Genomic DNA, 26,428 nt, shown 5'->3' with positions numbered 1-26,428 from the left:
CTTGACCCAGCCCGCAGGCGCAGCAGCGTTCTCCTTTCCCGGTATCGCGGCCGTCGCCGTGCGCCGTGCCTGGCCATGGCGCGCACGCCGGGTCCGCGTGGAAGCTTCCGGCGTCTGGCACCTGCAGCAGCCCGGCGGCGGCTGGCTCTCGATCCGCCCCGATCGGCTGGATTTCGGGCCGGCGCGCGCCTGGTTGAGCGTGGGCGGCCCGGTTCACTCGCGCAGCGCGCGTGCGCGCCATGCGCGGCGCGTGCGCGTGACGCTCTGGCGGCCGGGCTATGACGCCGATACCTGGCGCCGCCTGCAGATCGCGGCGCGCTGGTGCGCCAGCGCTGCGCCGCATCCAGGGAGGCGGGCGCCGTGAGCGAACGCGACGCCGACGCCGCCCTGGTCGAGCGTGTACAGCGGGGCGACAAGCAGGCCTTCGAGTTGCTCGTCCTCAAGTACCAGCGCAAGATCATGCGCCTGCTCTCGCGCCTCATCCGCGATCCGGTCGAGGTCGAGGACGTGGCGCAGGAGGCCTTCATCAAGGCCTATCGCGCGCTGCCGCAGTTCCGGGGCGAGAGCGCCTTTTACACCTGGCTCTATCGCATTGCCGTGAACACCGCCAAGAACTATCTGGTGGCCAGCCGGCGGCGGCCTTCGGGCAGTCAACAGTACGAGTCCGAGGAGGGCGAAACTTTTGACGAGACCGACAACCTAAGCGATATCCACACCCCTGAGGCCGCCTTCGCCAGCCGCGAGATCGCCGAGACCGTCAATCAGGCGATCGATGCCTTGCCGGAAGAGTTGCGCACGGCCATCGTGCTGCGCGAGATCGAGGGCCTGAGCTATGACGAGATCGCTCAGACCATGGGGTGTCCGATCGGCACGGTGCGCTCGCGGATCTTTCGCGCGCGCGAAGCCATCGCGGGGCGCTTGCGCCCTTTGCTGGATACTCCGGACGACAAACGATGGTAGCCCCACCGCGCCCGGCACCCATTGAACCACTTCGTCTCGGCCCGGTCATAGCGGGCTGAAATGTGAGGAGTAACGTCATGAACGCAGTGCGTATGCGCGACGATGCCACCGAGGATCGAGCCGAAGCGGCATTGCTCGCGTTGTCCGCCTTCATGGACGGCGAAGACGAGATGCCCGCGAGCCTGCGTGGCCACCCCGGATTGGCCCGCGACTGGGATACCTTCCACCTGATCGGCGACGTCATGCGCTCCGAGGGGCTGGCGCACCCGTCCGGCGGTTTCGCCGAGCGCATGTCGCGCGCGCTGGCCGACGAGCCTGCGATCGTGGCGCCGCAGCCGCGGCCGGCGCGCCGCCATGGCCTGCGCTACGTCGTGCCGGGCGCCGCGCTGGCGGCCGCCGTGGCCGTCGTGACCTGGGTCGCGCAGCCCTATATCGCGCCCACGACAGGTGTGCTGCAGGCCAGCGCCGGCCAGTCCGCCACGCGTACGGCGACCGCATCCGCCAGCGGCACCCTGACGCCGCAACTGGCCGACTACTTCGATGCCCACCGGCTGCTGGCGGGCATGGGCGGCATGGGGACGCAGGCCAGCCTGGACGTGGCCCAACGCTAGGATGAAACGACCCCCACGCTCACTACCGTTCGCTGCCCCCCGGGGGGGCTTCAGCCTCCTTCGGGCGGCCGGGCGGAGGCTGACACGACCCCCACGCTCCTCACTACGTTCGCTGCCCCCCGGGGGGCTTCAGCCTCCTTCGGGCGGCCGGGCGGAGGCTAGATGGCATTGACTCTACGATATCGGTTGCCGAACCGCGCGTGGCGCAGCGCTCTGGCGCTCCTGCTCGCGGCCTGCTGTGTACATGTATCCGTCCAGGCTGCCGAGTCCGATCCGCGTGGCGTCGAACTCATGGAACACATGAAGCGCGCTGCCCATGCCCTGGATTACGCCGGCGTCTTCACCTACCAGCAGGGCGCCGTGATGGCCTCCTCGCAGGTGGCCCACGTGGTCGACAAGCAAGGCGAGCGCCAGCGTGTCGAGACGCTCGACGGGCGCCCTCACCGTGAGTTCCTGCGCCTGAACGACGAGGTGCGCAGCATCTATCCGGAGCTGCGCATGGTGCTGGTGGAAAAGCGCGAGACCGAACATTTCCCGGTGTTCTTCCATGGCGAGGCCCGGACCCTGGCCCAGCACTATGCGATCACCCTCGAGGACGAGACCGGCCGGGTGGCCGGGCGGGCCTGCCGCGTGCTGCATGTGCAGCCGCGCGACGACGCCCGCTGGGGCTACGAGCTGTGCGTCGACGAGGCGAGCGGCCTGCTGCTGAAGGCGCAGACGGTGGACGCGAGCGGCGCGGTGCTCGAGCAGGTGGCCTTCTCGGAGGTTCGCATCGGCAAGGACGTGGACCCGGCCCTGGTCGAGCCCAGGCACGACATCTCGGCCTGGCGCGAGGTGCAGCCCGGCGACCCGGTCGATCTGCTCGCCGCGGGCTGGCGCATCCCGGCGCCGCAGGGCTTCGTGCCCCTCAGCCAGATGGAGCGCACGCTCAAGCACGACAAGCACGTGCGCCAGATGCTGCTCTCCGACGGTATCGCCGCGATCTCGGTGTTCATCGAGAACCGCCGCGGGGCGGACTCCCGCACGCCGGGCCCGACGGAGTATGGCGCGACGAGCGTATATTGTCGGCAACTGGACGATTTCTGGTTGACCGTGATCGGCGAAGTGCCGCTGGCCACGGTCCAGGGCATTGCGAACGCTATCGAATTCATCCAATGAGCGACTTGACGCAGGGCGGCCGCGTCCCCATTCCGCAAGGATGGGCCCGCCCTTCGCAGCCGGGTCGCTGTCTCCTGTCGCCGTGTTCTCGAGCCGCCCCGAGGCAGGAGTTCGCCCTTTGCGGGGGCAGCGCAGCTTGCGCGAGCAGGCTCCCGACTTTCGCAAGAGGGCTGGCGCAGCCCGCGGGTGCGGGCGTGGCGTGGGGCGTCTCATCTTGCTTTCAACGCTGGAGTTGAATCATGTCATTGATGTTCATGCGGTTGATGCGCCGAGCATGTGGCGCCGTGCTGCTCGGCGCTTCCCTGGCCGTGGCGTCACCCGTGCTGGCGCAGCCCGTCGTCGGGCCGGATTTCACGTCCGTGGTCGAGAAGGTCGACCCGGGCGTGGTGAACATCCGGACCACGGCGTCGATCCGCGTCGCCGGCCGCGGCCCCGGCGGGGGCAGCGATCCCTATGAACTGTTCCGCTGGTTCTTCGGTCCCGATTTCGCGCCGCCCGGGCGCAACGTGCCGCCCGGCACGCCGCCGCAGACGCCTCCCGGCGGTGGCGGCGAGGAGCGCTCCGTGCCGCGCGGCGTCGGTTCGGGCTTCTTCATCTCCCAGGACGGCTACATCCTGACCAACCACCACGTGGTCGACGGCGCCGACGGCATCGTGGTCACGCTGACCGACGGACGCGAGTTCAAGGCCGAAGTCATCGGCTCGGACCAGCGCACCGACGTGGCGCTCATCAAGGTCGACACCAAGGACGCGCCGGTGCTGAACGTCGGCGAACCCAAGGCCCTGCGCAAGGGCGAATGGGTACTGGCATTCGGTTCGCCGTTCGGCCTGGACTCGACCGTCACCGCCGGCATCGTCAGCGCGATCGGGCGCGACACCGGCGACTATCTGCCCTTCATCCAGACCGACGTAGCGGTCAACCCCGGCAACTCCGGCGGTCCGCTGGTCAACCTGAATGGCCAGGTGGTCGGCATCAACTCGCAGATCGTCTCGCGCAGCGGCGGCTTCATGGGCATCTCGCTCGCCATTCCCATCGACGAGGCGATGCGCGTGGTGCAGCAACTGCGCGAGACCGGCCAGGTGGTGCGCGGGCGCATCGGCGTGCAGGTCGGCGAGGTGAGCGAAGAGGTTGGCCGCGCGCTCGGCCTGGAGCGTGCCCAGGGTGCGCTGGTGAGCGGCGTCGAGCGCGGCGGCCCCGCTGATCGCGCCGGCATCGAAGCCGGCGACGTGGTGCTCAAGTTCAACGGCCAGGACGTGCGCCGCGTGTCCGACCTGCCGCGCATGGTGGGCAACACCAAGCCCGGCACGGCCGCCAGCATCCAGGTGTGGCGCAAGGGCAAGACGGTCGACCTGAAGATCGAAGTCGATCGCATGGAGCCCGACACCCCGCCGGCGGGCGCCAGCAAGGAATCCGGCGCGCCGGAGCAAGCCACCAACGCCCTGGGCCTGGCCGTGACCGACCTCACCAACGCCCAGCGCAACGAACTGCGCGTGCAGGGCGGGGTGCGCGTGGAGCGTGCCGAAGGTGCGGCCGCGAGCGCGGGCATTGCTGCGGGCGACGTGATCCTCGGCGTGAACAACACCGACGTCAGCAACGCCAAGCAGTTCAACGAGCTGGTGGGCAAGCTCGAGTCCAGCCGTACGCATGTGCTGCTCGTGCGTCGCGGCGACGTGACACAGTGGGTTCCCGTACGCCCGGCGCGGTAGAATAGCCGGCTGTGCCCGAAGACGGCTTTGGGCACAGCACAGCGCCTGGCGGGCTTTTTTTCGGAAAGCCCGCCAGGCGCTGTGCGAACGAACCCAGGTCCCGGGGTCGCGGCGCCGGCCCAGCGTGCCTGGCACGCGCAATACCCGCCTGTTTTCTTGCCCGGGCCCGCCCCGAGGCCAACGCCCCTTGCGGGGAGCCAGCCGAAGCCGCAGCCCGGAGGGCCATGGTTTTACCGTAGGGCCGCCCACAGGCAGGAACGCCACCTCGGGGTGGCAAGCTCGAAGGCTCCGCCTCCGGGGCTTTGTGTCGTCGCCGGGCCGTCCCGAGACTGCAGCATCCGTTCGCGGAGCGGCAGCCCGGACATGGCGCGGCGGTTTTTTCGTCATTTGACCGCCCATGCAGCATATCCGCAATTTTTCCATCATCGCCCACATCGATCACGGCAAGTCGACCCTGGCGGATCGCCTGATCCAGCGTTGCGGCGGCCTGTCCGATCGCGAGATGGAAGCCCAGGTGCTCGATTCCATGGATCTCGAGCGCGAGCGCGGCATCACCATCAAGGCCCAGACGGCCTCGCTGCAATACGTGGCCAAGGACGGCCAGATCTACCACCTCAATCTCATCGACACCCCGGGACACGTGGACTTCTCGTATGAAGTCAGCCGCTCCCTGTCGGCCTGCGAAGGCGCGCTCCTGGTGGTCGACGCCTCGCAGGGCGTCGAGGCGCAGACCGTGGCCAATTGCTATACCGCCATCGAGCTGGGCGTCGAGGTGGTGCCGGTACTGAACAAGATGGACCTGCCGCAGGCCGATCCCGACAACGCGCGCACCGAGATCGAGGAAGTCATCGGCATCGACGCGAGCGAGGCCATCCCGGCCAGCGCCAAGACCGGCATGGGCATCGACGACATCCTGGAGGCGGTGGTCGCGCGCATCCCGCCGCCCAAGGGCGATCCCACCGCGCCGCTGCAGGCGCTGGTGATCGATTCCTGGTTCGACAACTACGTGGGCGTGGTCATGCTGGTGCGCGTGGTCAACGGCACCTTGAAGCCCAAGGACAAGATTCATCTCATGGCCGCGGGCGCCACCCATCTGTGCGAACAGATCGGCGTGTTCACTCCGCGCTCGCAACCGCGCGATTCGCTGTCGGCCGGCCAGGTGGGCTTCATCATCGCCGGCATCAAGGAACTCGCGCACGCCAAGGTGGGCGACACCATCACGCTCGCCGGCAAGCCGGCGCCCGCGGCGCTGCCCGGCTTCAAGGAAGTCAAGCCGCAGGTGTTCGCCGGGCTCTACCCGGTGGAGTCCAGCGAGTACGACCAACTGCGCGACTCGCTGGAGAAGCTCAAGCTCAACGACGCCGCGCTGCTGTTCGAGCCCGAGGTCTCGCAGGCGCTGGGCTTCGGCTTTCGCTGCGGCTTTCTCGGCATGCTGCACCTGGAGATCGTCCAGGAGCGCCTGGAGCGCGAGTTCGACATGGACCTCATCACCACCGCGCCGTCGGTGGTCTACGAGGTCGAGATGCGCGATGGCAGCGTCATCATGGTCGACAGCCCGTCCAAGATGCCCGAAGTGGGCAAGATCGCCGACATCCGCGAGCCGGTCGTCACGGTCACGCTGTTCATGCCGCAGGAATACGTCGGCCCGGTCATCACGCTGTGCACCAACAAGCGTGGCGTCCAGACCAACATGACCTACCACGGCCGGCAGGTGCACCTCACCTACGAGATCCCGCTGGCCGAGATCGTGCTCGACTTCTTCGATCGCCTGAAGTCGGTCTCGCGCGGCTACGCGTCCATGGACTACGAGTTCAAGGAATACCGCAGCGCCGACGTGGTGAAGGTCGACCTGCTCATCAACGGTGATCGGGTGGATGCGCTGTCGGTGATCGTGCACCGCGCCAACGCGCGCCATCGCGCCCGCGACGTGGTCACGCGCATGCGCGGGCTGATCCCGCGCCAGATGTACGACGTGGCGATCCAGGCGGCCATCGGCGCCGAGGTGATCGCGCGCGAGAACGTGAAGGCCTTGCGCAAGAACGTGCTCGCCAAGTGCTACGGCGGCGACATCAGCCGCAAGAAGAAGCTGCTCGAGAAGCAGAAGGCTGGCAAGAAGCGCATGAAGCAGGTCGGCAGCGTCGAGATCCCGCAGGAAGCCTTCCTCGCCATTTTGCAGGTAGAAGACAAATAATGAGCTGGAACTTCGCACTGATCCTGTTCGTGCTGCTGGTGCTCACCGGCGTCGTGTGGATGATGGATGTGGCCTGGCTGCGGCCCGCGCGCCAGCGCCGTGTCGCGGATGCCGCGGCGGAGTTCGACCGCGACCGGGCGCCGCACCTGGCCCGGGTCGAGGGGCAGGCGGCGGTCAGCCAGCATCGCGAGCGCACGCTCGCCGAGGCCGGCAAGGCTCCCTGGTGGGTGGAGTACTCGGTCAGCTTCTTTCCGGTGATCCTCTTCGTCTTCGTGCTGCGCTCGTTCGTGGTCGAGCCGTTCCGAATTCCCTCGGGGTCCATGCTGCCCACCCTGCAGTCGGGCGATCTGATCCTCGTCAACAAGTTCACCTACGGCATCCGCCTGCCGGTGGTCGATACCAAGGTCATCGGCATCGGCGAGCCCCAGCGCGGCGACATCATGGTGTTCCGCTACCCGCCCGAGCCGGACGTCGATTTCATCAAGCGCGTGGTCGGCCTGCCCGGCGACGAAATCGCCTACGTCAACAAAGAACTCTCCGTGAACGGCAAGCCGGTGCCGCGCGAGCGCATGGGCGATTATTTCGAGCCCGACCGCGCCTCCTACAGCGCCGAGTTCTCCGAGCAACTGGGCGACGTTTCGCACCGCATCCTGCTCGATGCCCAGCCGGGCGGTTCGGAAATCTACCCCAACGTGGCGTTTCCGTATCACAATCGATGCAGCTACCAGCCGGGCGGCATGCGCTGTACCGTGCCCGAAGGGCACTACTTCGTCATGGGCGACAACCGCGACAACAGCGCCGACAGCCGGTACTGGGGCTTCGTCCCTGACAAGAACGTCGTGGGCAAGGCGTTTTTCATCTGGATGAATTTCAGCGATCTGAGCCGTATCGGAGGTGTCCGATGACAGGCGCACGAGTCCGGCGCGATCGGGCTCGAGCGGAGGCCGCATGAAGCCCGCCGAGCTCGAAGCCCGCCTGGACTACCGCTTTGCCGACATCGGCCTGCTCGAGCAGGCCCTGACGCACCGCAGCCACAGCAGCCGGCACAACGAACGGCTGGAGTTCCTGGGCGACAGCGTGCTCAATTGCGCGGTCGCCGCCCAGCTCTACGAGCGCTACCTGCGGCTGGACGAAGGCGACCTGTCCCGGCTGCGCGCCAATCTCGTCAAGCAGGCTTCGCTCGCCGACATCGCCCAGCGCCTGGACCTGTCGTCCTTCCTGCGCCTGGGCGAGGGCGAGTTGAAGAGCGGCGGCTTTCGCCGCCCGTCCATCCTCGCCGACGCGCTCGAGGCCGTGTTCGGCGCGGTCTACCTCGACGGCGGCTTCGACGAGGCCTGTCGCGTCATCCGCCGCCTGTACCAGCCGCTGCTGGCCGGCGTGGACCCTAAAACCCTGGGCAAGGACGCCAAGACCTTGCTGCAGGAACACCTGCAGGGGCGCCGCATCCCCCTGCCGCAATACACCGTGGTCGCCACGCACGGCGCGGCGCACAGCCAGGAGTTCGAGGTGGAGTGCGCCATTCCCAAGCTCGAGATCGTCGTGCGCGGCGTGGGCGGGAGCCGGCGCGCCGCCGAACAGGAGGCCGCCCGCAGCGCCCTGGAGGCCGTGCAGCGTGTGGAGCTGGCGCAGCCGCGGCGCGGCCGCGCCCGCAAGTCGCCCCAGCTCTCGCTGCCTGTCGCCGTCGCGCAGGAGGCCGGCGCCGCCGAGGCGTCGGCTGCCGCGCGCGTCGCCCCAACCAAGGAAAATCCCCGATGAGCACCGATTCCGATTCCACCGGCACGCCGCCGGCCGACGCGGCGCCCGGCCGCTGCGGCCTGGTCGCCATCGTCGGCCGCCCCAACGTCGGCAAGTCGACCCTGCTCAACGCCCTGATCGGCAGCAAGATCAGCATCGTCTCGCGCAAGGCGCAGACTACCCGCCACCGCATCCATGGCGTGCTCACGCGTCCCGGGGCCCAGTTCGTGTTCGTCGACACGCCGGGCTTTCAGATGCGCCACGGCGGCACCATGAACCGCATGATGAACCGCGTCGTCACCCAGGCCGTCTCCGACGTGGACGTGGTGGTGATGGTAGTCCAGGCCGGCAAGTGGACCCCGGGCGACGCCGAACTGCTGCCGTTGCTGCCCAAAGGCGCGCGGCACGTGCTGGCGGTCAACAAGATCGACCTGCTCAAGCGCCGCGACGAGCTCTTTGCCTTCGTCGAGAAGATCGTCAAGCAGCACAGCTTCGACGCGGTGGTGCCGGTCAGTGCCGCCAAGGACAAGCAGCTCGACCACCTGCTCGACGAGATCGCCGCCGGCCTGCCCGAGGGCGAGCCGATGTTCGACGAGGACACGCTCACCGATCGTCCGGTGCGCTTCATCGCCGCCGAGCTGATCCGCGAGAAGATCTTTCGCCTGGTCGGCGACGAGCTGCCCTATGCCTGCACCGTGGTGATCGAGCAGTGGGAGGAAGGGCCGCGGCAGACGGCCATCAATGCCTGCGTGCTGGTCGAGCGCGAATCGCACAAGCCCATCCTTCTCGGCAAGGGCGGCGAGCACATGAAGCGCATCGCCACCGAGGCGCGCCAGGATATCGCCAAGCTGCTCGACAGCCCGGTGCACCTGGAGGTCTACGTCAAGGTGCGCAAGGGGTGGTCGGACAGCGTGAGCGCCCTGCGCGAGCTGGGGTATGACGGCGCGTAGCCGCAGCAGCGCGCGCGCCACGGACGAGCTCGGCTTCCTGCTGCACAGCACGGCGTGGCGCGAAACCTCGCTGGTGCTGGACGTGTATTCGCGGCGGCACGGGCGCATCGCCCTGGTCGCGAAGGGCGCCAAGCGCCCGCATTCGGCGCTGCGCCCCGTGCTCTGCAGTTTCCAGCCGCTGGCGCTCTCCTGGAGCGGCGCGGGAGACGTCAAGACGCTGGTGCGCGCCGAGTGGATCGCTCCTTTGCGCCGCTACAGCGGCCCGGCCATGATGTCGGCCTGGTACATGAACGAGCTGTTGCTGCGCCTCTTGCCGCGCGAGGACGCGCACGAGAACCTCTACGCTGCCTACGACGCCGCCCTGACCGAACTGGCCTCGGGCGCGCGCGCGGCCGGAGCGCTGCGCCGCTTCGAATGGATACTGCTGCGCGAGATCGGCTACGGCCTGGACATGCCCACGCCGGATTTCGCCGATCCCGCCGCCGAGCCCGCGCTGCGCCGGCTGCTGCGCGAGCACATCGAGGATCAGCTCGAGGGCCGGCCCCTGGTCACGCGCAAGGTGCTGCATTCCTTGCAGCGGGCCTAGGTCAGGCTGGACGCGAGACCACCAGGATGGCGGGCACGCGGATGGCCTGCCACACCGGGATGACGTCCTTGGTGATGTCATCGGTGTCTGCCCCGACCATCACTTCCACCGACCCGGCGCGCGCCGAGCGTTTGCGCCAAGCGCCCGAGCGCTGCCGCCATGTCCGCGCGCCGGCGCCTCGGCTATCATCGACGACGATATCCCCCCGGGGCAGGACGGCCGCGCCGGTGCTGCCCCGGGGCCATAACCGCGCCGGTGCCCAGCATCCTCCCGGGCCCTGCGCCAAAACGAGGAGTAGACATGTCCGAAGCGTATATCGTCGCCGCCGTGCGCACCGCCGGCGGCCGCAGGGGCGGCCGGCTGTCCGGCTGGCATCCGGTCGACCTGGGCGCACGCGTGCTCGATGCGCTGGTCGCCCGCACCAACGCCGATCCGGCCTTGATCGAAGACGTCATCATGGGCTGCGTCGGCCAGGCCGGCGAGCAGTCCGGCAACGTGGCGCGCAACGCCGTGCTGGCCTCTTCGCTGCCCGAGTCGGTGCCCGGCACGTCCGTCGACCGCCAGTGCGGCTCGTCGCAGCAGGCGCTGCACTTCGCCGCCCAGGCCGTCATGTCCGGCTCGATGGACGTGGTCATCGCCGCGGGCGTCGAGAGCATGACCCGCGTGCCCATGGGCACCCCGGGCATTCTCGCCGCCAAGGCCGGGCTGGGCCGCTACATGAGCCCGCAACTGCAGGCCAACTATCCCGAGGTCGAATCCTTCAGCCAGTTCGTCGGCGCCGAGATGATGGCCAGGAAGTACGAGCTGTCGCGCGAGCAGCTCGACGCCTACGCGCTGCAGAGCCACAAGCGGGCGGCGGCGGCCGCGGACGCAGGCCGCTTCGAGCGCGAGATCCTGCCGCTGGAGGTACGCCTGGCCGGCGGTGAGGCCGGCGGCGAGATGCACACTCGCGACGAAGGCATCCGCGCCGACGCCACCCTGGAAGGCATCGCCAGCGTCAAGCTGATCCAGGAGGACGGCGGGCGCCTGAGCGCGGCCAGCGCCAGCCAGATCTGCGACGGCGCCTCCGGCGTCATGGTGGTCAACGAGAAGGGGCTGCGCGCCCTGGGCGTCGAGCCGCTGGCGCGCATCCACCACATGTCGATGTTCGGCCACGATCCGGTCATCATGCTCGAAGCTCCGCTGCCGGCCACGGAGCGCGCGCTGCGCAAAGCCGGCATGTCGATCGCCGACATCGATCTGTTCGAGGTCAACGAGGCCTTCGCGTCCGTACCCCTGGCCTGGCTGCAGGCCACCGGCGCCGACCCGGCACGGCTGAACGTCAACGGCGGCGCCATCGCGCTCGGACATCCGCTGGGCGCTTCCGGCACCAAGCTCATGACCACGCTCGTGCACGCGCTGCATCAGCGCAAGGGGCGCTATGGCCTGCAGACCATGTGCGAGGGCGGCGGCATGGCCAACGTGACCATCGTCGAACGGCTCTGACGCAGGGCCGGGCGGGCATGTGCGGCGGGCCTGCGCCCGCCGTCGCTTTTTCATCGAACACCAGGGCCGCAGGGCCATGAGGAGACAGGTATGGCAGGTCCGCTCAAGGGCGTGAAAGTGATCGAAATGGCGGGCATCGGCCCGGGCCCCTTCTGCGCGATGATGCTGGCGGACATGGGCGCGCAGGTGCTGCGCATCGAGCGCCCCGGAACCGCCAGGGCGCGCGCCACCGACATCCTGGTGCGCAGCCGCGATGTCGTGGCGATGGATCTGGCCGCGCCGGGGGCCACCGCCGCGGTGCTCGACATGGTGGCGGGCGCGGACGTGCTCATCGAGGGTTTCCGGCCCGGCGTCATGGAGCGCCTGGGCCTGGGGCCGGTGCCCTGCCTGGAGCGGCGTCCCGCATTGGTCTACGGGCGCATGACCGGCTGGGGGCAGCACGGCCCGCTCGCGCACGCGGCCGGCCACGACATCAACTACATCGCCATCACCGGCGCCTTGCATGCCATCGGCCGTCCCGGCGCCAACCCCACCGTGCCGCTCAATTATGTGGGCGATTTCGGGGGCGGTGCCATGATGCTGGCGTTCGGTATCGCCGCCGCGCTGTACGAAGCGCGCAGCTCGGGCAAGGGCCAGGTCGTGGATGCGGCGATGACCGACGGCGCTGCGCTGCTCTCGGCCATGATGTACGGCATGCACGCGGGCGGCGCCTGGAACAACCGGCGCGGCGACAACATGCTCGACGGCGGCGCGCATTTCTACGACACCTACGAATGCGCGGACGGCAAGCACGTGGCCGTGGGCGCGATCGAGGCGAAGTTCTATGCCCGCCTGCTGGCGCTTTGCGGCATCGAGGACGAGGCCTTTCGCGCGCAGATGGACCAGCAGGCCTGGCCCGAACTCAAGGCCAAGCTCGCCGGGATCTTCCGCACGCGCACGCGCGACCAGTGGTGCGAGGTGCTGGAAGGCTCGGACGCGTGCTTCGCGCCCGTGCTCGACTGGGACGAGGCGCCCCGCCACCCGCACAACGTCGCCCGCAACACCTTCGTCGAGGTCGAGGGCATGATCCACCCGGCCCCGGCCCCGCGCTTTAGCCGCACCGAACCCGATGCACCGCGCGCACCGCGCGAGGCCAGCGCCGAGGCCGCACCCGACATTCTCGCTGCCTGGGGTCTTCGCGATAGCACCATCGATGCGTTGCAGCAGGCCAAGGCCCTGGGTTAGGAGGCCTCGGTCCGGTTTGAAATGGCCCGCGTGCCGCTCCCCAATGGGGAGCGAGTGCCCCGGCAACCCGCAAACTTGCCCCGTCATCTCTTAGCGCGGCGTCCAGCGCGTGCCCGCCCAGCAGGCGGAGGACGCAACCCCCTCCAGCCCCCCCAAACTTGCCGCCTCACCCCTTTTAGCGCGGGGTCCAGCGCGCGCCCAGCAGGCGGAGGGGGCAACCCCTTCCAGCCCCCCAAACTTGCCGCTTCACCCCTTAGCGCGGGGTCTAGCGCGCGCCCGCCCGGCCGCCCGAAGGGCGCGCGCCGCCTCCCCCATGGGGGGAGGTGCCCGCGCAGCGGGCGGAGGGGGCCGTCACTTCACCTGTTGCTTGCCCAACTTGCGCGCCAGCGTGCGCCGGTGCATGCCGAGCCGGCGCGCGGTTTCCGAGATGTTGAATCCGGTGGCGGCCAGGGTTTCGTGGATGCGTTCCCACTCCAGCGTCTTGATGGACGTGGTGCGCGCGGTCATGGGGACTTCGGCGTTGCCGGCGACACGGTCGAAGGCCGCTTCGATGTCGTCGGTGTTCGACGGCTTGGCGAGGTAGTGGCGCGCGCCGAGCTTGATCGCCTCGACGGCGGTGGCGATGCTGGCAAAGCCGGTGAGTACCACGATCTGCATCTGCGCATCGTGAGCGTGCAGCGTCTGCACGCAGGCCAGCCCCGAGGCTTCGCCCTTGAGCTTGAGGTCGACCACGGCGTAGCCCGGATGGTGCTCGCGCAGCACCTCCTCGACGGCTTCCAGGCCGTTGGCGCTCAGCACGCGATAGCCGCGCCGCTCGAAGGAGCGGGCGAGCGTGCGCGCGAAGGCGGCGTCGTCCTCGACGATGAGCAGGGTGCGCTCGCTCGCCGCGGTCTCGGGGGCGCTGGGATCAGGCGGTTTCGGATTCGACATCTTCGTTCTTCTCCAGCCGCAAGGCGGTCAGCGGCAGCCAGAGCTGCACGCGGGCGCCGCCTTCGGCGTGATTGCTGACCGTCAGCCCGCCGCCCAGCGTGCGTGCGACGTTCAGGACCAGAAACAGGCCCAGGCCGCGTCCCGGCGTGCCCTTGGTCGATTGGTAGGGCTTGCCCACCTGCTTAAGCATGTCGGGCGTAAAGCCGGGGCCCTCGTCCATGACGGTCAGCACCAGCGCGTCGCCGGCGCGCTTGACGAGCAGGCGCTGCCGGGCCGGCGAGGCTTCCAGGGCATTGTCGAGCACGTTGTGGATGACTTGCTTCAGGGCCGTGTCCGACACGATGCTCAGGTCGGGGCCGAAATCGTTGTCGTAGTCGAGCGTGTCAGTGTGGCGCGTACTGCGCCATTCGCCGACGACCTCGTCGAGAAAGGTATGCACCGTGGTGGCGGCGGGCGCCTCGCCCCGGGTCTCGCCGGCGGAGAGCAGGATGCTCTGCAGGATGGACTTGCAGCGCTGCACCTGGGTCTGCATTTCGTCCAGGTCCTGGCGCAGCTCGGGATCGCCGAAGGCCGGCAGGTGGCGCCAGTCGCCCAGGATCACGGCGAGGGTGGCGAGCGGCGTGCCCAGCTCGTGCGCGGCGCCCGAGGCCAGCAGGCCCAGGCGCACGACGTGCTCCTCCTCGGCGGCGCGCTCGCGCAGGTCGGCGAGGCGCGCATCGCGCGCGCGCAGGTTGGCGCTGATGCGCGTCACGAAGACCACCAGCAGCACCGCGTTCAGGATGAAGCAGATCCACATGCCCAGGATGTAGGGGCTGGCGAGCCCCTGGTCCAGGGCGAGCGGCAGCTCCAGCGGCTCGGCGGCGATGGCCAGCCAGGCGAAGCACAGCGCCGTCACCGCCACCAGCACCCAGGTCGACCACGCGCGCAGCAGGACCGCCGCCAGAATCACTTGCAGCAGGTACAGGAAGACGAAGGGGTTGCTCGCGCCGCCGCTCAGGTAGAGCACCGCCGTGAGCGCCGCAACGTCGATGAGCAGCGCGAGCAGCAGCTCGGCATTGCTGACCTCGCGGCGGCTGCGCAGGCGCAGCAGCGTGACCGCGTTGAAGGCGGCCAGCCAGGCGAGAACGACGAGCATCGCGTTGGCCGGCAGGTGGATGCCGAAGCCGAACTGCACCACGCAGATGGTCGCGACCTGGCCCAGCACGGCGATCCAGCGTAGCTGCACGAGCTGGTACATGTTCTTGCGGCCCGTGCTGTCGCGCGCGGCCGATGCGCGGCTCGACTGGGCGTCCGTGAAAGGCGTGGCCATCGGGGATGTCTCCGGGACAACTTGGCATTATCGCCGTTCTCGCCGAGGCCTGCCCAGCCAGGGCCTGTTGACAGGCCACAGTCCGGGCTTCGGAAGCCCGGGCGGCGCAGCACGCGCGCGCCGGCTGCGCCGCGACCCGGGCGCCGCCGGGTGCGGACTCAGCGCGTGCGCCGGCGGCGTTCCTCGCGTACGACGAAGGCCGCCGCGATCACCACCATGAGAGCCAGGCCGTACCAGGTCAGCGCGTACACCATGTGGCTGTTCTTGAAACTGACGACGGTCAGGCCGGGCACGGGCCAGGTCTGGGGCTCGGCGACGACGCCGGGCTGGCGCGGCGTGGCGGCCTCGGCATCGATGAAGTAGGGCGCGACGTCGGACAGCCCGCGCGCGGCCGCGATGGCCGCCACGTCGCGCGAGTGCCAGCGGTCCTCCTGCGGAGCATTGCTGCGCAGAAAACCGCCGCCCGGCTCGCTGATGCGCAGCAGCCCGGTGACGGTGACTTCCCCTTCGGGAAGGTTGTCCGCCCGCGTGGCCTGCTCGCGCCGGTTGGGCAGCACGAAGCCCCGATTGACGAGCACGGTGCTGCCATCGGCCTGGCGCAGGGGTGTGAGTACCCAGAAGCCTGCGCCGAGCTCGGTGGTGGCCTGGGTGTAGGTCTCGCGCGCATGGTCGAACACGCCCGCGACGCGCACGCGGCGGTACTCGTCGCTGTCGGCGCCGACAGCGGCCCAGCGTGCGCGCGCCGGCGGCGCGACGGGCGCCGCATGCGCGCGCTGCTCGACCCGCTCGATCAGGTCGAGCTTCCAGGCGCGGCGCTCGATCTGCCAGTTGCCCAGCGCGACGAAGCCGGTGAACAGCCCCAGACCGACCAGTGCGACCAGCGCGAGCACCCAACGTGAATGCGGCCGGCGACCGCCCTGGGAGGGCGGCGCGCCGGCCGCTGGCGCGGGCCCGCGGCCCGCGCTGTCTTGCTGACGATTCCGCATCAACGACGCATCATCTCCGTCATGTCGTGCGAGGGCATCATGTTCGTGTCGAGGTGGTGCATCACCCACAGCGAACCGACCATCACGATCACGAGGATCAGCAGTGTGAAGATGAAGGCGAGCATGGTCCAGCCGCCTTCGGACTGCGAGTTCATGTGCAGGAAGTAGATCATGTGGACCACGACCTGCACGGCGGCGAAGCCCAGGATGACGTAGGCGGTCTTGCTCGCGTCGCCCAGTACGTCGCCCATCACCAGCCAGAACGGAATGACCGTCAGCACGACCGACAGGATGAAGCCGATCATGTAGCCCCTGACCGTGCTGTGGCCCGAGCCGTCGTCTTCCTCGTGGTGATGATCGCCGTGGCCGTGGTGAGACATGTCGTGCGCGCTCATTGCAGCACTCCCATCAGGTAAACGAAGGTGAAAACGCCGATCCAGACCACGTCCAGAAAGTGCCAGAACATCGACAGGCACATCACGCGGCGGCGGTTGGCGACGCCCAGGCCGTGCTTCTTCAACTGGAACATCAGGGTCACGAGCCAGATCACGCCGAAGGTCACGTGCAGGCCGTGGGTGCCGACCAGCGTGAAGAACGACGACAGGAAGGCGCTGCGCTGCGGGCCGGCGCCGATGTGCACCAGGTGGTGGAATTCGTAGAGTTCCACCGCCAGGAACGCCAGGCCGAGCAGGCCGGTGATGCCGAGCCAGAGCTGGACCTGGGCCAGGTTGCGCTTCTGCATGGCGATCACCGCCATGCCGTAGGTGATCGAGGACACCAGCAGCACGGCCGTGGCGAAGGCGATCAGGTTCAGGTCGAACAGGTCGGCGCCCGACGGGCCGGCCGCGTAGTTGCGGCCGACCACGGCGTACACGGCGAACAGCGAGGCGAAGATGAGCAGATCGCTCATCAGGTAGAGCCAGAAGCCGATCAGCGTCCCGTTCTGGGGATGGTGGTCCTTCTTCAGGAAGAAAGTGAGCTTTTCGGCCGGCGTCGAGGCGGCGCCGGCGTGCAGGGCGGTAGTGTTAGACATTGGCAAGCACTCGGGTGCGTTCTTCTTCCGTACGGGCAACCTCGTCGGCCGGGATGTGGTAATCGCGGTCGTAGTTGAAGGTGTGGTAGATCGCGTAGGCGATCAGGGCCACGAACGCGACGACCACCAGCGCCCAGACGTGCCAGATCAGACCGAAACCCATCAGCGTGGCGATCACCGAGAGGATCACGCCGGCCGAGGTGTTCCTCGGCATGTGGATCGGCAGGAAGCCGTCGGCCGGACGCTCGTAGCCCTTCTGCTTCATCTGCCACCAGGCGTCGCTGTCGTGGATCACCGGCGTGAACGCGAAGTTGTAGGCGGGCGGGGGCGAGGACGTGGCCCATTCCAGCGTGCGGCCGTCCCAGGGGTCGCCGGTGAGGTCGCGCAGTTGGTCGCGCTTCAGGAACGAGACCACGAACTGGATCAGGGTGCTCGCGATGCCCAGGGCGACCAGCACCGCGCCGACCGCGGCGATCTGGAACCAGATCTGCAGCGAAGGATCGTCGAAGTGGCTCATGCGGCGCGTCACGCCCATCAGGCCGAGCACGTACAGCGGCATGAAGGCGACGTAGAAGCCGACCAGCCAGAACCAGAACGAGCACTTGCCCCAGAACGGATCGAGCTTGTAGCCGAAGGCCTTCGGGAACCAGTAGCTGACGGCCGCCATCACGCCGAACACCACGCCGCCGATGATGACGTTGTGGAAGTGGGCGATCAGGAACAGGCTGTTGTGCAGCACGAAGTCGGCCGGCGGGACGGCCAGCATCACGCCCGTCATGCCGCCGATCACGAAGGTGACCATGAAGCCGACCGTCCACATCATGGGCACTTCGAAACGGATGCGCCCGCGGTACATGGTGAACAGCCAGTTGAAGATCTTCGCGCCCGTCGGTATCGAGATGATCATCGTCGTGATGCCGAAGAAGGCGTTCACGCTCGCGCCGGCGCCCATCGTGAAGAAGTGGTGCAGCCAGACCAGGTAGGACAGGATGGTGATCACGACCGTGGCGTACACCATCGAGGCGTAGCCGAACAGGCGCTTGCGGCAGAACGTGGCGACGACTTCCGAGAACACGCCGAACAGCGGCAGGATCAGGATGTACACCTCGGGGTGGCCCCAGATCCAGATGAGGTTGACGTACATCATCTGGTTGCCGCCGAGGTCGTTCGTGAAGAAGTTCGTCCCCAGGTAGCGGTCGAGCGTGAGCAGCGCGAGCGTGGCCGTGAGGATCGGGAACGAGGCCACGATCAGCACGTTGGCGCACAGCGAGGTCCAGGTGAAGATCGGCATCTTCATGAGGTTCATGCCCGGCGCGCGCATCTTGATGATGGTCACGATCAGGTTGATCCCCGAGAGCGTGGTGCCGACCCCCGCGATCTGCAGTGCCCACAGGTAGTAGTCCATCCCCACGTCCGGACTGTGCAGTATCCCGGAGAGCGGCGGATAGGCCAGCCAACCCGTCTTGGCGAATTCGCCGACGAACAGCGAGAGCATCACCAGCACGGCGCCGGCGGTGGTCATCCAGAAGCTGAAGTTGTTCAGGAACGGGAACGCCACGTCGCGCGCGCCGATCTGCAGCGGCACGACGTAGTTCATCAGACCGGTGATGAACGGCATCGCCACGAAGAAGATCATGATCACGCCGTGGGCGGTGAAGATCTGGTCGTAGTGGTGCGGCGGCAGATAGCCCAGGTTGTCGCCGAAGGCGATCGCCTGCTGCATCCGCATCATCAGCGCGTCGGCAAAGCCGCGCAGCAGCATGACGAAGCCGAGGATCATGTACATGATCCCGATCTTCTTGTGATCGATGCTGGTGAACCATTCGCGCCACAGGTAGCCCCACGCCTTGAAATAGGTGAGGGCGCCCAGCAGGGCGACCCCGCCGATGACCACGCCGATGAACGTGACCAGCAGGACGGGGTCGTGGGTGAATGGGAAGATGTCCCAGGACAGGCGTCCCAGGAACCACTGACTCAAGGTTGATTGATCGGACATCGTGGGTACGGGCGCCAAGGGCGCCAGAAAGGGGTTTCGGGCGTCTTGGCGGAGTTACAAGCGTGCGGGAATCGGGGTGACCGGGCTCGCGGCGGCAGCGGCGCTGGCCGAGACCTGGGGCAGGCCGAAGCCGACGTCGGCGGCGGTGCACATGCCGCCCACGTAGGCACGCAGCGGAATGTTCTCGATACCCAGGCGGGCCATGGTGTCGGCGTCGAGCCAGGTCAGGTTGTCCAGGCCGGGGATGCCCATGCCGCCCTGGGCATCGATGGCCATCATGTCGCGCATGCACATGCGGTTGGGCTCGACGCAGCGGTTCACGACGGCGTCGAACAGGCCTTCCTGGAGCTGGCCGAAGTAGCGCACGCTGTCGCGGGCGCTGGGCTGCGACAGCACGAGATAGGACTCGCGGGTCATCGCATCGTCGTTGCCGCGCACGGATTCCACCCAGCGATCGAAGTCGGACTCGCTCATGCCGCGGAAGTTGAAGCGCATGTGCGAGAAGCCGGCCCCGCTGTAGTTGCCGGAGAAGCCTTCGTAGACGCCTTCCTGGTTGATCACCGCGTGCAACTGCGTCTGCATGCCCGACATGGCGTAGACCTGGCCGGCCAGCGCGGGGATGAAGAACGAGTTCATGATGGCGTCGGACGTGATCTTGAACTGGATCGGGCGATCGACCGGGGCCGCCAGCTCATTGACGGTGGCGATGCCTTGTTCCGGGTACAGGAACAGCCACTTCCAGTTCATCGCCACGACCTGGACTTCCAGCGGCTGGACGTCCGCGGCGACCGGACGGTCGGGCGCGATGCGCTCGATCGGGCGGTAGGGGTCGAGCCGGTGCGTGCTCACCCAGGTCATGGCGCCCAGGGCGATGATGATGAGCAGCGGGGCCGACCAGATGATCAGTTCGAGCACCGTGGAGTGGTGCCACTCGGGGTCGTAGTCGGACCGGTTGGCCGAGGCGCGGTAGCGCCATGCGAACAGCAGCGTGAGGAAAATGACCGGGACAATGATGATGAGCATCAGTATCACCGACCAGATGATGAGATCCCGTTGCTGCATGGCAATGTCGCCCGAAGGGGACATCACGACCATGTTGCAACCCGCGAACAGGGCGAGTACGGGGCCGAGGAGGAAAAATCTGCAGAGGCGCTTGATGGATGGCATTGCCGGGATGAGACGCAGGACCTTAGAGACGGGCCTGAATCTACGCCAAAAAGTAAATTAACCGGAAGTGGGCATTTTGTCCTATAGGGGTAGGCACGGATGCTGCTATGCGTCAGGACACGCATACTGTTCGTGCGTCGTTCCAATATGGTGTTCACGTTACAAGGGGGGGCTGCATCCATGGCCACCAGCGCTCACACTGATGTTCCGGCAGGTTCGTTCGAGCTCGAACGCGAAGGTCGGCGTATCCATGCCGATCACTCCAAAGTCGCCCCGGGCGAAATCGCCGTCGGGGTCGTCATCGGCAGGGCTTCCGAGTATTTCGATTTCTTCGTCTTCGGCATTGCCTGTGTCCTCGTCTTCCCGTCGCTGTTCTTTCCCTTCGAGAACCGGGTCGAGGGCACGCTCTGGGCATTCGCGATCTTCGCCCTGGCCTTCCTCGCGCGGCCGTTCGGCACCGCGTTGTTCATGGCCATCCAGCGCCGCTGGGGCCGCGGCACCAAGCTCACCATCGCCCTGCTGGTGCTCGGCACGGCCACTTGCGGCATTGCCTTCCTGCCGCCCTACGACAACGTCGGGCCGATCGCGATCGCCATGCTGGTCGTGTTCCGGATTCTGCAGGGCATCGCCTTCGGCGGTTCCTGGGACGGGCTGCCCTCGCTGCTCAACCTGAACGCGCCCTCGCATCGCCGCGGCTGGTATGCGATGCTCGGCCAGCTCGGCGCGCCCATCGGCTTTCTGATCGCCAGCGCGCTGTTCCTCTACCTCAAGCTCAGCCTGCCCGAGGAGGATTTCCTCGCCTTCGGCTGGCGCTACCCGTTCTTCGTTGCGTTCGCCATCAACGTGGTCGCGCTGTTCGCGCGCCTGCGCCTGGTCATCACGCACGAGTACACGCGCTTGCTGGAAGAGGGCGAGCTCGAGCCCATCCGTCCCACCGAGGTCTTCAGGGCCCAGGGCTACAACCTTTTCATCGGCGCCTTCGCCGCGCTGGCCAGCTATGCGCTGTTTCACCTGGTCACCATCTTCCCGCTGTCGTGGGTGGCGGTCAACGCCTCCCAGCCTGTCACCAACGTGCTGGTGGTGCAGGTAGTGGGCGCCCTGGTCGGCATTCTGGCCACGCTGGCGTCCGGGGTCCTGGCCGACCGCATCGGGCGGCGTACCACGCTCGGCCTGCTGGCCGCGCTGATCGCGGTGTTCGCCCTGGTCACGCCGGCGCTGCTCAACGGCGAACCGGCGGCGCAGAACGCCTTCATCCTGGTGGGCTTCATCCTGCTCGGCCTGTCCTACGGCCAGGCGTCTGGCGCGGTGACCGCCAACTTCACCCGCCGCTTCCGCTACACGGGCGCGGCCATGACGACGGATTTCGCCTGGCTGATCGGCGCCGCCTTCGCGCCCCTGGTTGCGCTGGGCCTGTCGATCCACTTCGGCCTGGCAGCGGTCAGCGTCTATCTGCTGTCCGGCGCGGCCTGCACGCTGCTCGCGCTGCGCCTGAACCGCCGCCTGACGCCGCGTCAAGGCACGCAGCATCGCACGCCCAGGCATGCCTGAGGCATCGCGGCGCCTACCCGGTTGACCCTGGGTAGAACGGCGGCGGTCGTGCAAACGGCCGCCGCCGTTTCTTTACAATGGCCGCGTTTCTGCTGCTTGCCCATGCGTCGCTTCCTGTTCTGCCTGGCCCTGTTGCTGTCCAGCGGTGCTGCCCCTGCCGCCGCGCCGGGCGTGGTGCCGCCTGCGCTTACCGGACTTTCCCTGCGCGATCTCGACGCCCGCCTGCCGGAGCGGGTGGTGGGCATGCAGCGCCAGCCCGGCGCGCGCCTGAACCGGGAGGACAAGCGGCTGACCGCCCAGTATGGCGTCGCGGGCTCGCCGTTGGCCGACGAGGCGGCGGACGAGAACCTGCCGCTCGGCCTTGCCGCCAGGGGCGCCGTGTTCGTGCTGCCGGTGAGCCAGCAGGCCGAGGGCAGCGCCAACCTGGGCGCCACTGTGCGCGCCCAGATCGCCATGCTCGACGCCACGGTCGACAACCTGCGCCGGGGCACCCATCTGCTCGGCGAGGGCTACACCACCAGCCTGGCGCGCACCGCGATCCTGCAGGCCGGCAGGCTCTCGCTCGCCTGCGCGGCCGTGACCCGCCGCCAGGCGCCAGGCAAGGGCGAGCAGCAACTGCTGGATCGCCGGTGCTTTTTCGAGATGCCGGGCTATGTCATCGGCGTGACGGCGAGCACGCCGTTTCGCGGCACCGACCAGGCGGCGCGCGAATCCCAGCTCGCTTTCATCATGGCGATCACGCGCGCGCTCACCGACCCGGCGCGCTGAGTTCCCGGCGGCGGCGCGTCAGGCTTCGCCATGCTCGGCTTCGAGCCGTTCCAGTTCTTCCTGCAGGGCGAGCCAGGCTTCCTCGATGTCGTCCAGCCGCTTGGTCAGCTCGCCGTGCTCGGCCAGCACCCGGATGCGCTCGTCGCGGCGCGCCTCGTCGTAGAGGCCGGCATCGGCGATCAACGCGTCGAGCTCGGCCTTGCGCCCGTTCATGCGCTCCATCTCGGTCTCGGCGCGCTTGAGCTTCTGCTCGAGGGGCTTGCGCACAGCGGACAGGCGCTGCCGGGCCTCGGCCTGCAGACGGCGCTGGGTCTTGCGGTCGGGCTCGGCGGCGGGATCGGCCGCCGCACCGCCCGCGGCCGGGGTGCCGCCCCCGACGCCCTGGGCGCGGCCGCGCCCGGTCAGCCAGTCGCGGTAGTCCTCGAGATCGCCCTCGAAAGGGGCGACCCGGCCGTCGGCCACGATCCAGAATTCGTCGACCGTGGTGCGCAGCAGATGGCGGTCGTGCGAGACCAGCAGCATGCTGCCCTCGAAGGCGGCGAGCGCCTCGGTCAGGGCTTCGCGGGTGTCGACGTCCAGGTGGTTGCTGGGTTCGTCGAGCAGCAGCAGATTGGGCTTCTGCCAGACGATCAATGCCAGGGCCAGGCGCGCTTTTTCACCGCCCGACATCGGCGCCACCGGCGCGGTGGCCGCGTCGCCCGCGATGCCGAAGCCGCCCAGGTAGTTGCGCAGCTCCTGTTCGCGCGCGTCGGGCGCCAGGCGGGCGAGGTGGAGCAGGGGGCTCGCCTGCAGGTCCAGCATGTCGAGCTGGTGCTGCGCGAAGTAGCCCACTTGCAGCCCGCGCGAGGCCGTCATCTCGCCGGCGAGCGGCGCGAGTTCGCCGGCGATGGTCTTCACCAGCGTCGACTTGCCCGCACCGTTGGCGCCCAGGATGCCGATGCGGCTGCCGGCGCGCACCATCAGCTCGATGTTCGTCAGGATGGCGCTGTCGGCGGCGTAGCCGGCGGCCACCCCGCGCATGGTGAGCAGCGGGTCCGGGGTGTGGCTGGGCGAGGGGATGCGGATGTCGATGCCCGACTCCAGCCGCAGCGGCGCGAGCTGCTCCATGCGGGCGAGCGCCTTGACCCGGCTCTGCGCCTGCTTGGCCTTGGTGGCCTTGGCCTTGAAGCGGTCGATGAAGCTCTGCAGGTGGGCCGCCTGCTTCTCCTGGCGGGCGATGGCGAGCTGCGTCTGGCGGATGCGCTCGGCGCGCTGCACCAGGAAATCCTGGTAGCCGCCCTTGTAGCGCACGAGCTTGCCGTGATCGAAGTGCAGGATGGTGCGCGCCACCGCGTCGAGGAACTCGGTGTCGTGCGAGATCAGGATCACCGTGCCCTGGTAGGCCGCGAGCCAGCGCTCGAGCCAGAGCATGGCGTCCAGGTCCAGGTGGTTGGTGGGCTCGTCGAGCAGGAGCAGGTCCGAGGGCGCCATCAGCGCGCGCGCGAGATTCAGGCGCATGCGCCAGCCGCCCGAGAACTCGCCGACCGGGCGCATCCACTCGTCGGGGGCAAAACCCAGGCCGGCCAGCAACTGCTCCGCGCGCGACTGCGCGCTCCAGGCGCCGGCGTCGGCCAGCGCCGCCTCCAGTTCGGCCAGGCGCGTGCCGTGGGCCGTGGCGTCGCCGCCCGGCCCCTGGACGTCCAGCGCGGCGCGCTCGGTCTGCAGGGTGCGCAGATGGGTGTCGCCGTCGATGACGAACTCGCGCGCCGGGCGGTCCGTTTCCGCCACCTCCTGGGCGATGGCGGCGATACGCCAGCTTGCGGGGATCGACAGGTCGCCGCCGTCGGCATCGAGGGTGCCCGTGAGCAGGGCGAAGAGCGTCGTCTTGCCTGCGCCGTTCTTGCCCACGATGCCGACGCGCTCGCCCGGGTGGACGACGAATTCGGCATGGTCCAGCAGCACTTTGGTGCCGCGGCGCAGGGTGATGTCGGTGGCGCGTATCAAGACGGCTCCAGGGTTGAGCAGGTTGGCGTCCCAGGCGCTATGGCCTGGCGGTCAGTCGCGGCCGTCGAGCAGTTGTTCGCGGGTGAGCAGCAGGATGTTGTCCTGTGTCGCCTCGCTGTCCAGCCACATCGGCTCGAGCGTCGGGAACGCCGCCTCGAAATGGGGGCGCTCGTGGCCGATCTCCAGCAGCAGCAGGCCGCCCGGGTTGAGAAAATCGGGCGCGCTCTCCAGGATGCGGTGCACGAGCTGCATGCCGTCCTCTCCGCCGGCCAGCGCGAGCTCGGGCTCGGCGCGGTATTCGGCGGGCAGCGCCGCCATGGAGGCTGCGTTCACGTAGGGCGGGTTGCAGACGATGACATCGACCGGGTCCACCGGCAGGTCGGCGAAGAGGTCGCTGCGCAGCAGGCGCACGCGGTCCTGCAGGCCATAGGCCGCGACGTTGCGTTTTGCCACCGCGAGCGCAGGCTCGGACACGTCCACGGCGTCGACCACGGCGTGCGCAAACGCCTGCGCGGCGATGATCGCCAGGCAGCCCGAGCCCGTGCACATGTCCATCACCCGCATGACCGTCTCGGGCGCCTCGACCCAGGGCGACAGCCCCTCGTCCAGGAGTTCGGCGATCGGCGAGCGCGGCACCAGGACGTGGCTGTCCACCTCGAAGCGGCGCCCGCGCAGCCAGGCCTCGCCGGTGAGGTAGGCGGCGGGCACGCGCTCGGTCACGCGCCGTTCGATGACATGGCGCACCGCTTCGCGTTCGCTGTCGAGCAGCCGCGCGTCCAGGAACGGGTCGAGCAGGTCGGGCGGCAGGTGCAGCGTGTGCAGGATGAGGTAGGCGGCTTCGTCGTAGGCGTTGTCCGTGCCGTGGCCGAAGAAGAGCCCGGCGCGGTTGAAGCGCGAGACCGCATAGCGCAGCCAGTCGCGCACCGTGACCAGGTTGCCGTAGCGCTGCAGGGGGTTGTTCATGACGTCCGGGCGAGCAGCAGGCGCTCCAGGGTGCGCCGATAGACGTTCTTCAACGGTTCGAGCGTGTCCACGGGGATGTTCTCGTCGAGCTGGTGGATGGTGGCGTTGAGCGGACCGAACTCCACCACCTCGCGGCTGATCCTGGCGATGAAGCGCCCATCCGACGTGCCGCCGGTAGTCGAGAGCACGGCCCTCACGCTCAGCTCGGCGTCGATGGCGTCGACCAGGGCATCGGACAGCGCGCCCTTGGGCGTGAGGAAGGGCTCGCCGTTGAGCTTCCAGTCGATCGTGTACTGCACCCCGTGCCTGTCGAGGACGGCGCATACCGCGGCCTTCAGGCCCTCGGGCGTGCTGGCGGTGGAGTAGCGGAAATTGAAGTCGATCTGCGCCGTGCCCGGCACGACGTTGGTCGCGCCGGTGCCCGCGTGAAAGTTCGAGATCTGGAAGGTGGTGGGCGGGAAGTATTCGTTGCCCTCGTCCCAGCGATGCGTGGCAAGCTCGGCAATGGCCGGCGCCACCTCGTGCACCGGGTTGCGCGCGAGGTGCGGATAGGCCACATGGCCCTGGATGCCCTGGACCGTCAGGCAGCCCGACAACGAGCCGCGCCGGCCGTTCTTGAGCGTGTCGCCCAGGGTGTCGACCGAGGTCGGCTCGCCGACGATGCAGTAGTCCAGGCGTTCGCCGCGGGCGGCCAGCGCCTCGACCACCTTGACCGTGCCGTCGGTGGCCGGGCCTTCCTCGTCCGAGGTGATGAGCAGGCCGATCGAGCCGGCGTGCTGCGAGTGGGCGGCGACGAATTCCTCGGCGGCGACCACGAAGGCCGCGATCGAGGATTTCATGTCGGCGGCGCCGCGGCCGTACAGCCGGCCGTCGGCCACGGTGGGCTCGAACGGCGGAAAGCGCCAGCGCTCGAGCGGGCCGGTGGGCACCACGTCGGTGTGGCCGGCGAACACCAGCAGCGGGCCGGTGCTGCCGCGCCGCGCCCACAGATTGGTGACGCCGCCGCTGGCCAGGGTCTCGCAGGCGAAGCCGACGGCGCGCAGGCGCTCGGCCAGCAGGTCCTGGCAGCCGGCATCGTCGGGGGTGACGGACGGCCGGCGGATCAGGTCCTGGACCAGGCAGAGGACTTCACTCATGGGA

The 26,428-nt window shown here is 68.6% G+C and carries 23 protein-coding genes and 1 pseudogene; 14 read left to right on the top strand and 10 right to left on the bottom strand.

Annotation, left to right across the window (positions count from 1 at the left end; all coding sequences use genetic code 11):
• Window position 1: 1 nt before the first annotated feature.
• The 12 genes and pseudogenes from FOZ76_RS10115 (at window position 2) to FOZ76_RS10060 (ending at window position 12,605) form a co-directional block, all read left to right on the top strand.
• A complete protein-coding gene (locus tag FOZ76_RS10115) occupies window positions 2–364 on the top strand; it encodes a hypothetical protein (protein ID WP_143948051.1) in 363 nt (120 codons plus the stop codon).
• Window positions 361–960, top strand: coding sequence for an RNA polymerase sigma factor RpoE (gene rpoE, locus FOZ76_RS10110; protein WP_143948049.1), 600 nt, complete (start codon window positions 361–363; stop codon window positions 958–960). Before FOZ76_RS10115 ends, rpoE begins: the two co-directional genes overlap by 4 nt.
• A 77-nt stretch (window positions 961–1,037) precedes the next feature.
• The gene (locus FOZ76_RS10105; RefSeq protein WP_246129397.1) at window positions 1,038–1,571 is read left to right on the top strand and encodes a sigma-E factor negative regulatory protein; all 534 of its coding nucleotides are present in this window, start codon (window positions 1,038–1,040) and stop codon (window positions 1,569–1,571) included.
• A 162-nt stretch (window positions 1,572–1,733) separates the two neighbouring features.
• Window positions 1,734–2,729 (top strand): MucB/RseB C-terminal domain-containing protein, encoded by a 996-nt coding sequence (locus tag FOZ76_RS10100; RefSeq protein ID WP_143948047.1) that lies wholly within the window; start codon window positions 1,734–1,736, stop codon window positions 2,727–2,729.
• A gap of 236 nt (window positions 2,730–2,965) precedes the next feature.
• Entirely contained in the window at window positions 2,966–4,435 is a 1,470-nt protein-coding gene (locus FOZ76_RS10095) for a Do family serine endopeptidase (RefSeq protein ID WP_425473262.1), read from the top strand.
• Between the two features lie 397 nt (window positions 4,436–4,832).
• The gene (lepA, locus tag FOZ76_RS10090; RefSeq protein WP_143948044.1) at window positions 4,833–6,626 is read left to right on the top strand and encodes a translation elongation factor 4; all 1,794 of its coding nucleotides are present in this window, start codon (window positions 4,833–4,835) and stop codon (window positions 6,624–6,626) included.
• Window positions 6,627–6,841: 215 nt separating this feature from the next.
• A pseudogene (lepB, locus tag FOZ76_RS10085) lies at window positions 6,842–7,531 on the top strand (signal peptidase I); the annotation flags it as partial.
• Between the two features lie 43 nt (window positions 7,532–7,574).
• Window positions 7,575–8,381, top strand: coding sequence for a ribonuclease III (rnc, locus tag FOZ76_RS10080; RefSeq protein ID WP_143948040.1), 807 nt, complete (start codon window positions 7,575–7,577; stop codon window positions 8,379–8,381).
• On the top strand, window positions 8,378–9,310 hold the full coding sequence (era, locus tag FOZ76_RS10075) for a GTPase Era (RefSeq protein WP_143948038.1): 933 nt from the start codon (window positions 8,378–8,380) through the stop codon (window positions 9,308–9,310). Before rnc ends, era begins: the two co-directional genes overlap by 4 nt.
• Window positions 9,297–9,896 (top strand): DNA repair protein RecO, encoded by a 600-nt coding sequence (recO, locus tag FOZ76_RS10070; RefSeq protein WP_143948036.1) that lies wholly within the window; start codon window positions 9,297–9,299, stop codon window positions 9,894–9,896. Before era ends, recO begins: the two co-directional genes overlap by 14 nt.
• 300 nt (window positions 9,897–10,196) lie before the next feature.
• A complete protein-coding gene (locus FOZ76_RS10065; RefSeq protein ID WP_143948034.1) occupies window positions 10,197–11,381 on the top strand; it encodes an acetyl-CoA C-acetyltransferase in 1,185 nt (394 codons plus the stop codon).
• A 90-nt stretch (window positions 11,382–11,471) separates the two neighbouring features.
• Window positions 11,472–12,605: a CaiB/BaiF CoA transferase family protein gene (locus tag FOZ76_RS10060; protein ID WP_143948032.1), complete on the top strand. Its 1,134-nt coding sequence runs from the start codon at window positions 11,472–11,474 to the stop codon at window positions 12,603–12,605.
• Between the two features lie 351 nt (window positions 12,606–12,956).
• On the opposite strand, the gene FOZ76_RS10055 is transcribed toward FOZ76_RS10060, so the two are convergent.
• From FOZ76_RS10055 to cyoA, 7 genes are all read right to left on the bottom strand, one after another.
• A complete protein-coding gene (locus tag FOZ76_RS10055; protein WP_143948030.1) occupies window positions 12,957–13,535 on the bottom strand; it encodes a response regulator transcription factor in 579 nt (192 codons plus the stop codon).
• Complete coding sequence (locus FOZ76_RS10050) at window positions 13,513–14,844, bottom strand: ATP-binding protein (RefSeq protein WP_143948028.1); 1,332 nt, start codon at window positions 14,842–14,844, stop codon at window positions 13,513–13,515. The genes FOZ76_RS10055 and FOZ76_RS10050 overlap by 23 nt, the downstream gene beginning before the upstream one ends.
• A gap of 158 nt (window positions 14,845–15,002) precedes the next feature.
• Complete coding sequence (locus FOZ76_RS10045; RefSeq protein WP_425473259.1) at window positions 15,003–15,833, bottom strand: SURF1 family protein; 831 nt, start codon at window positions 15,831–15,833, stop codon at window positions 15,003–15,005.
• Entirely contained in the window at window positions 15,830–16,225 is a 396-nt protein-coding gene (cyoD, locus tag FOZ76_RS10040; RefSeq protein ID WP_143948025.1) for a cytochrome o ubiquinol oxidase subunit IV, read from the bottom strand. Before cyoD ends, FOZ76_RS10045 begins: the two co-directional genes overlap by 4 nt.
• Window positions 16,222–16,863 (bottom strand): cytochrome o ubiquinol oxidase subunit III, encoded by a 642-nt coding sequence (gene cyoC / locus FOZ76_RS10035; RefSeq protein ID WP_143948023.1) that lies wholly within the window; start codon window positions 16,861–16,863, stop codon window positions 16,222–16,224. The genes cyoD and cyoC overlap by 4 nt, the downstream gene beginning before the upstream one ends.
• Entirely contained in the window at window positions 16,856–18,859 is a 2,004-nt protein-coding gene (cyoB, locus tag FOZ76_RS10030) for a cytochrome o ubiquinol oxidase subunit I (RefSeq protein ID WP_143948022.1), read from the bottom strand. Before cyoB ends, cyoC begins: the two co-directional genes overlap by 8 nt.
• A gap of 54 nt (window positions 18,860–18,913) precedes the next feature.
• Window positions 18,914–20,026, bottom strand: coding sequence for a ubiquinol oxidase subunit II (cyoA, locus tag FOZ76_RS10025; RefSeq protein ID WP_143948020.1), 1,113 nt, complete (start codon window positions 20,024–20,026; stop codon window positions 18,914–18,916).
• A gap of 180 nt (window positions 20,027–20,206) precedes the next feature.
• On the opposite strand from cyoA, the gene FOZ76_RS10020 reads away from it, so the two are divergent.
• Together FOZ76_RS10020 and FOZ76_RS10015 are read left to right on the top strand one after the other, a co-directional pair.
• Window positions 20,207–21,574 carry an MFS transporter gene (locus tag FOZ76_RS10020; protein ID WP_143948018.1) on the top strand — a complete coding sequence of 456 codons (1,368 nt, stop codon included), beginning with the start codon at window positions 20,207–20,209 and terminating at the stop codon, window positions 21,572–21,574.
• A gap of 102 nt (window positions 21,575–21,676) precedes the next feature.
• Window positions 21,677–22,342 (top strand): hypothetical protein, encoded by a 666-nt coding sequence (locus FOZ76_RS10015; protein ID WP_143948017.1) that lies wholly within the window; start codon window positions 21,677–21,679, stop codon window positions 22,340–22,342.
• A gap of 18 nt (window positions 22,343–22,360) precedes the next feature.
• Here the strand turns inward: FOZ76_RS10015 and FOZ76_RS10010 are convergent, their stop codons facing one another.
• The 3 genes from FOZ76_RS10010 to dapE are packed head-to-tail and all read right to left on the bottom strand — an operon-like array spanning window position 22,361 to window position 26,424.
• A complete protein-coding gene (locus FOZ76_RS10010; protein WP_143948015.1) occupies window positions 22,361–24,325 on the bottom strand; it encodes an ATP-binding cassette domain-containing protein in 1,965 nt (654 codons plus the stop codon).
• 51 nt (window positions 24,326–24,376) lie between these two features.
• Window positions 24,377–25,288: a 50S ribosomal protein L3 N(5)-glutamine methyltransferase gene (gene prmB / locus FOZ76_RS10005; protein WP_143948014.1), complete on the bottom strand. Its 912-nt coding sequence runs from the start codon at window positions 25,286–25,288 to the stop codon at window positions 24,377–24,379.
• Complete coding sequence (dapE, locus tag FOZ76_RS10000) at window positions 25,285–26,424, bottom strand: succinyl-diaminopimelate desuccinylase (RefSeq protein WP_143948012.1); 1,140 nt, start codon at window positions 26,422–26,424, stop codon at window positions 25,285–25,287. The genes prmB and dapE overlap by 4 nt, the downstream gene beginning before the upstream one ends.
• Window positions 26,425–26,428 lie beyond the last annotated feature (4 nt).

The organism is Verticiella sediminum (assembly GCF_007558815.1).
GTDB lineage: Bacteria > Pseudomonadota > Gammaproteobacteria > Burkholderiales > Burkholderiaceae_B > Verticiella > Verticiella sediminum.
The sequence above is the reverse complement of the archived record's forward strand: the minus strand, read 5'-3'. Positions and strand labels throughout refer to the sequence as shown.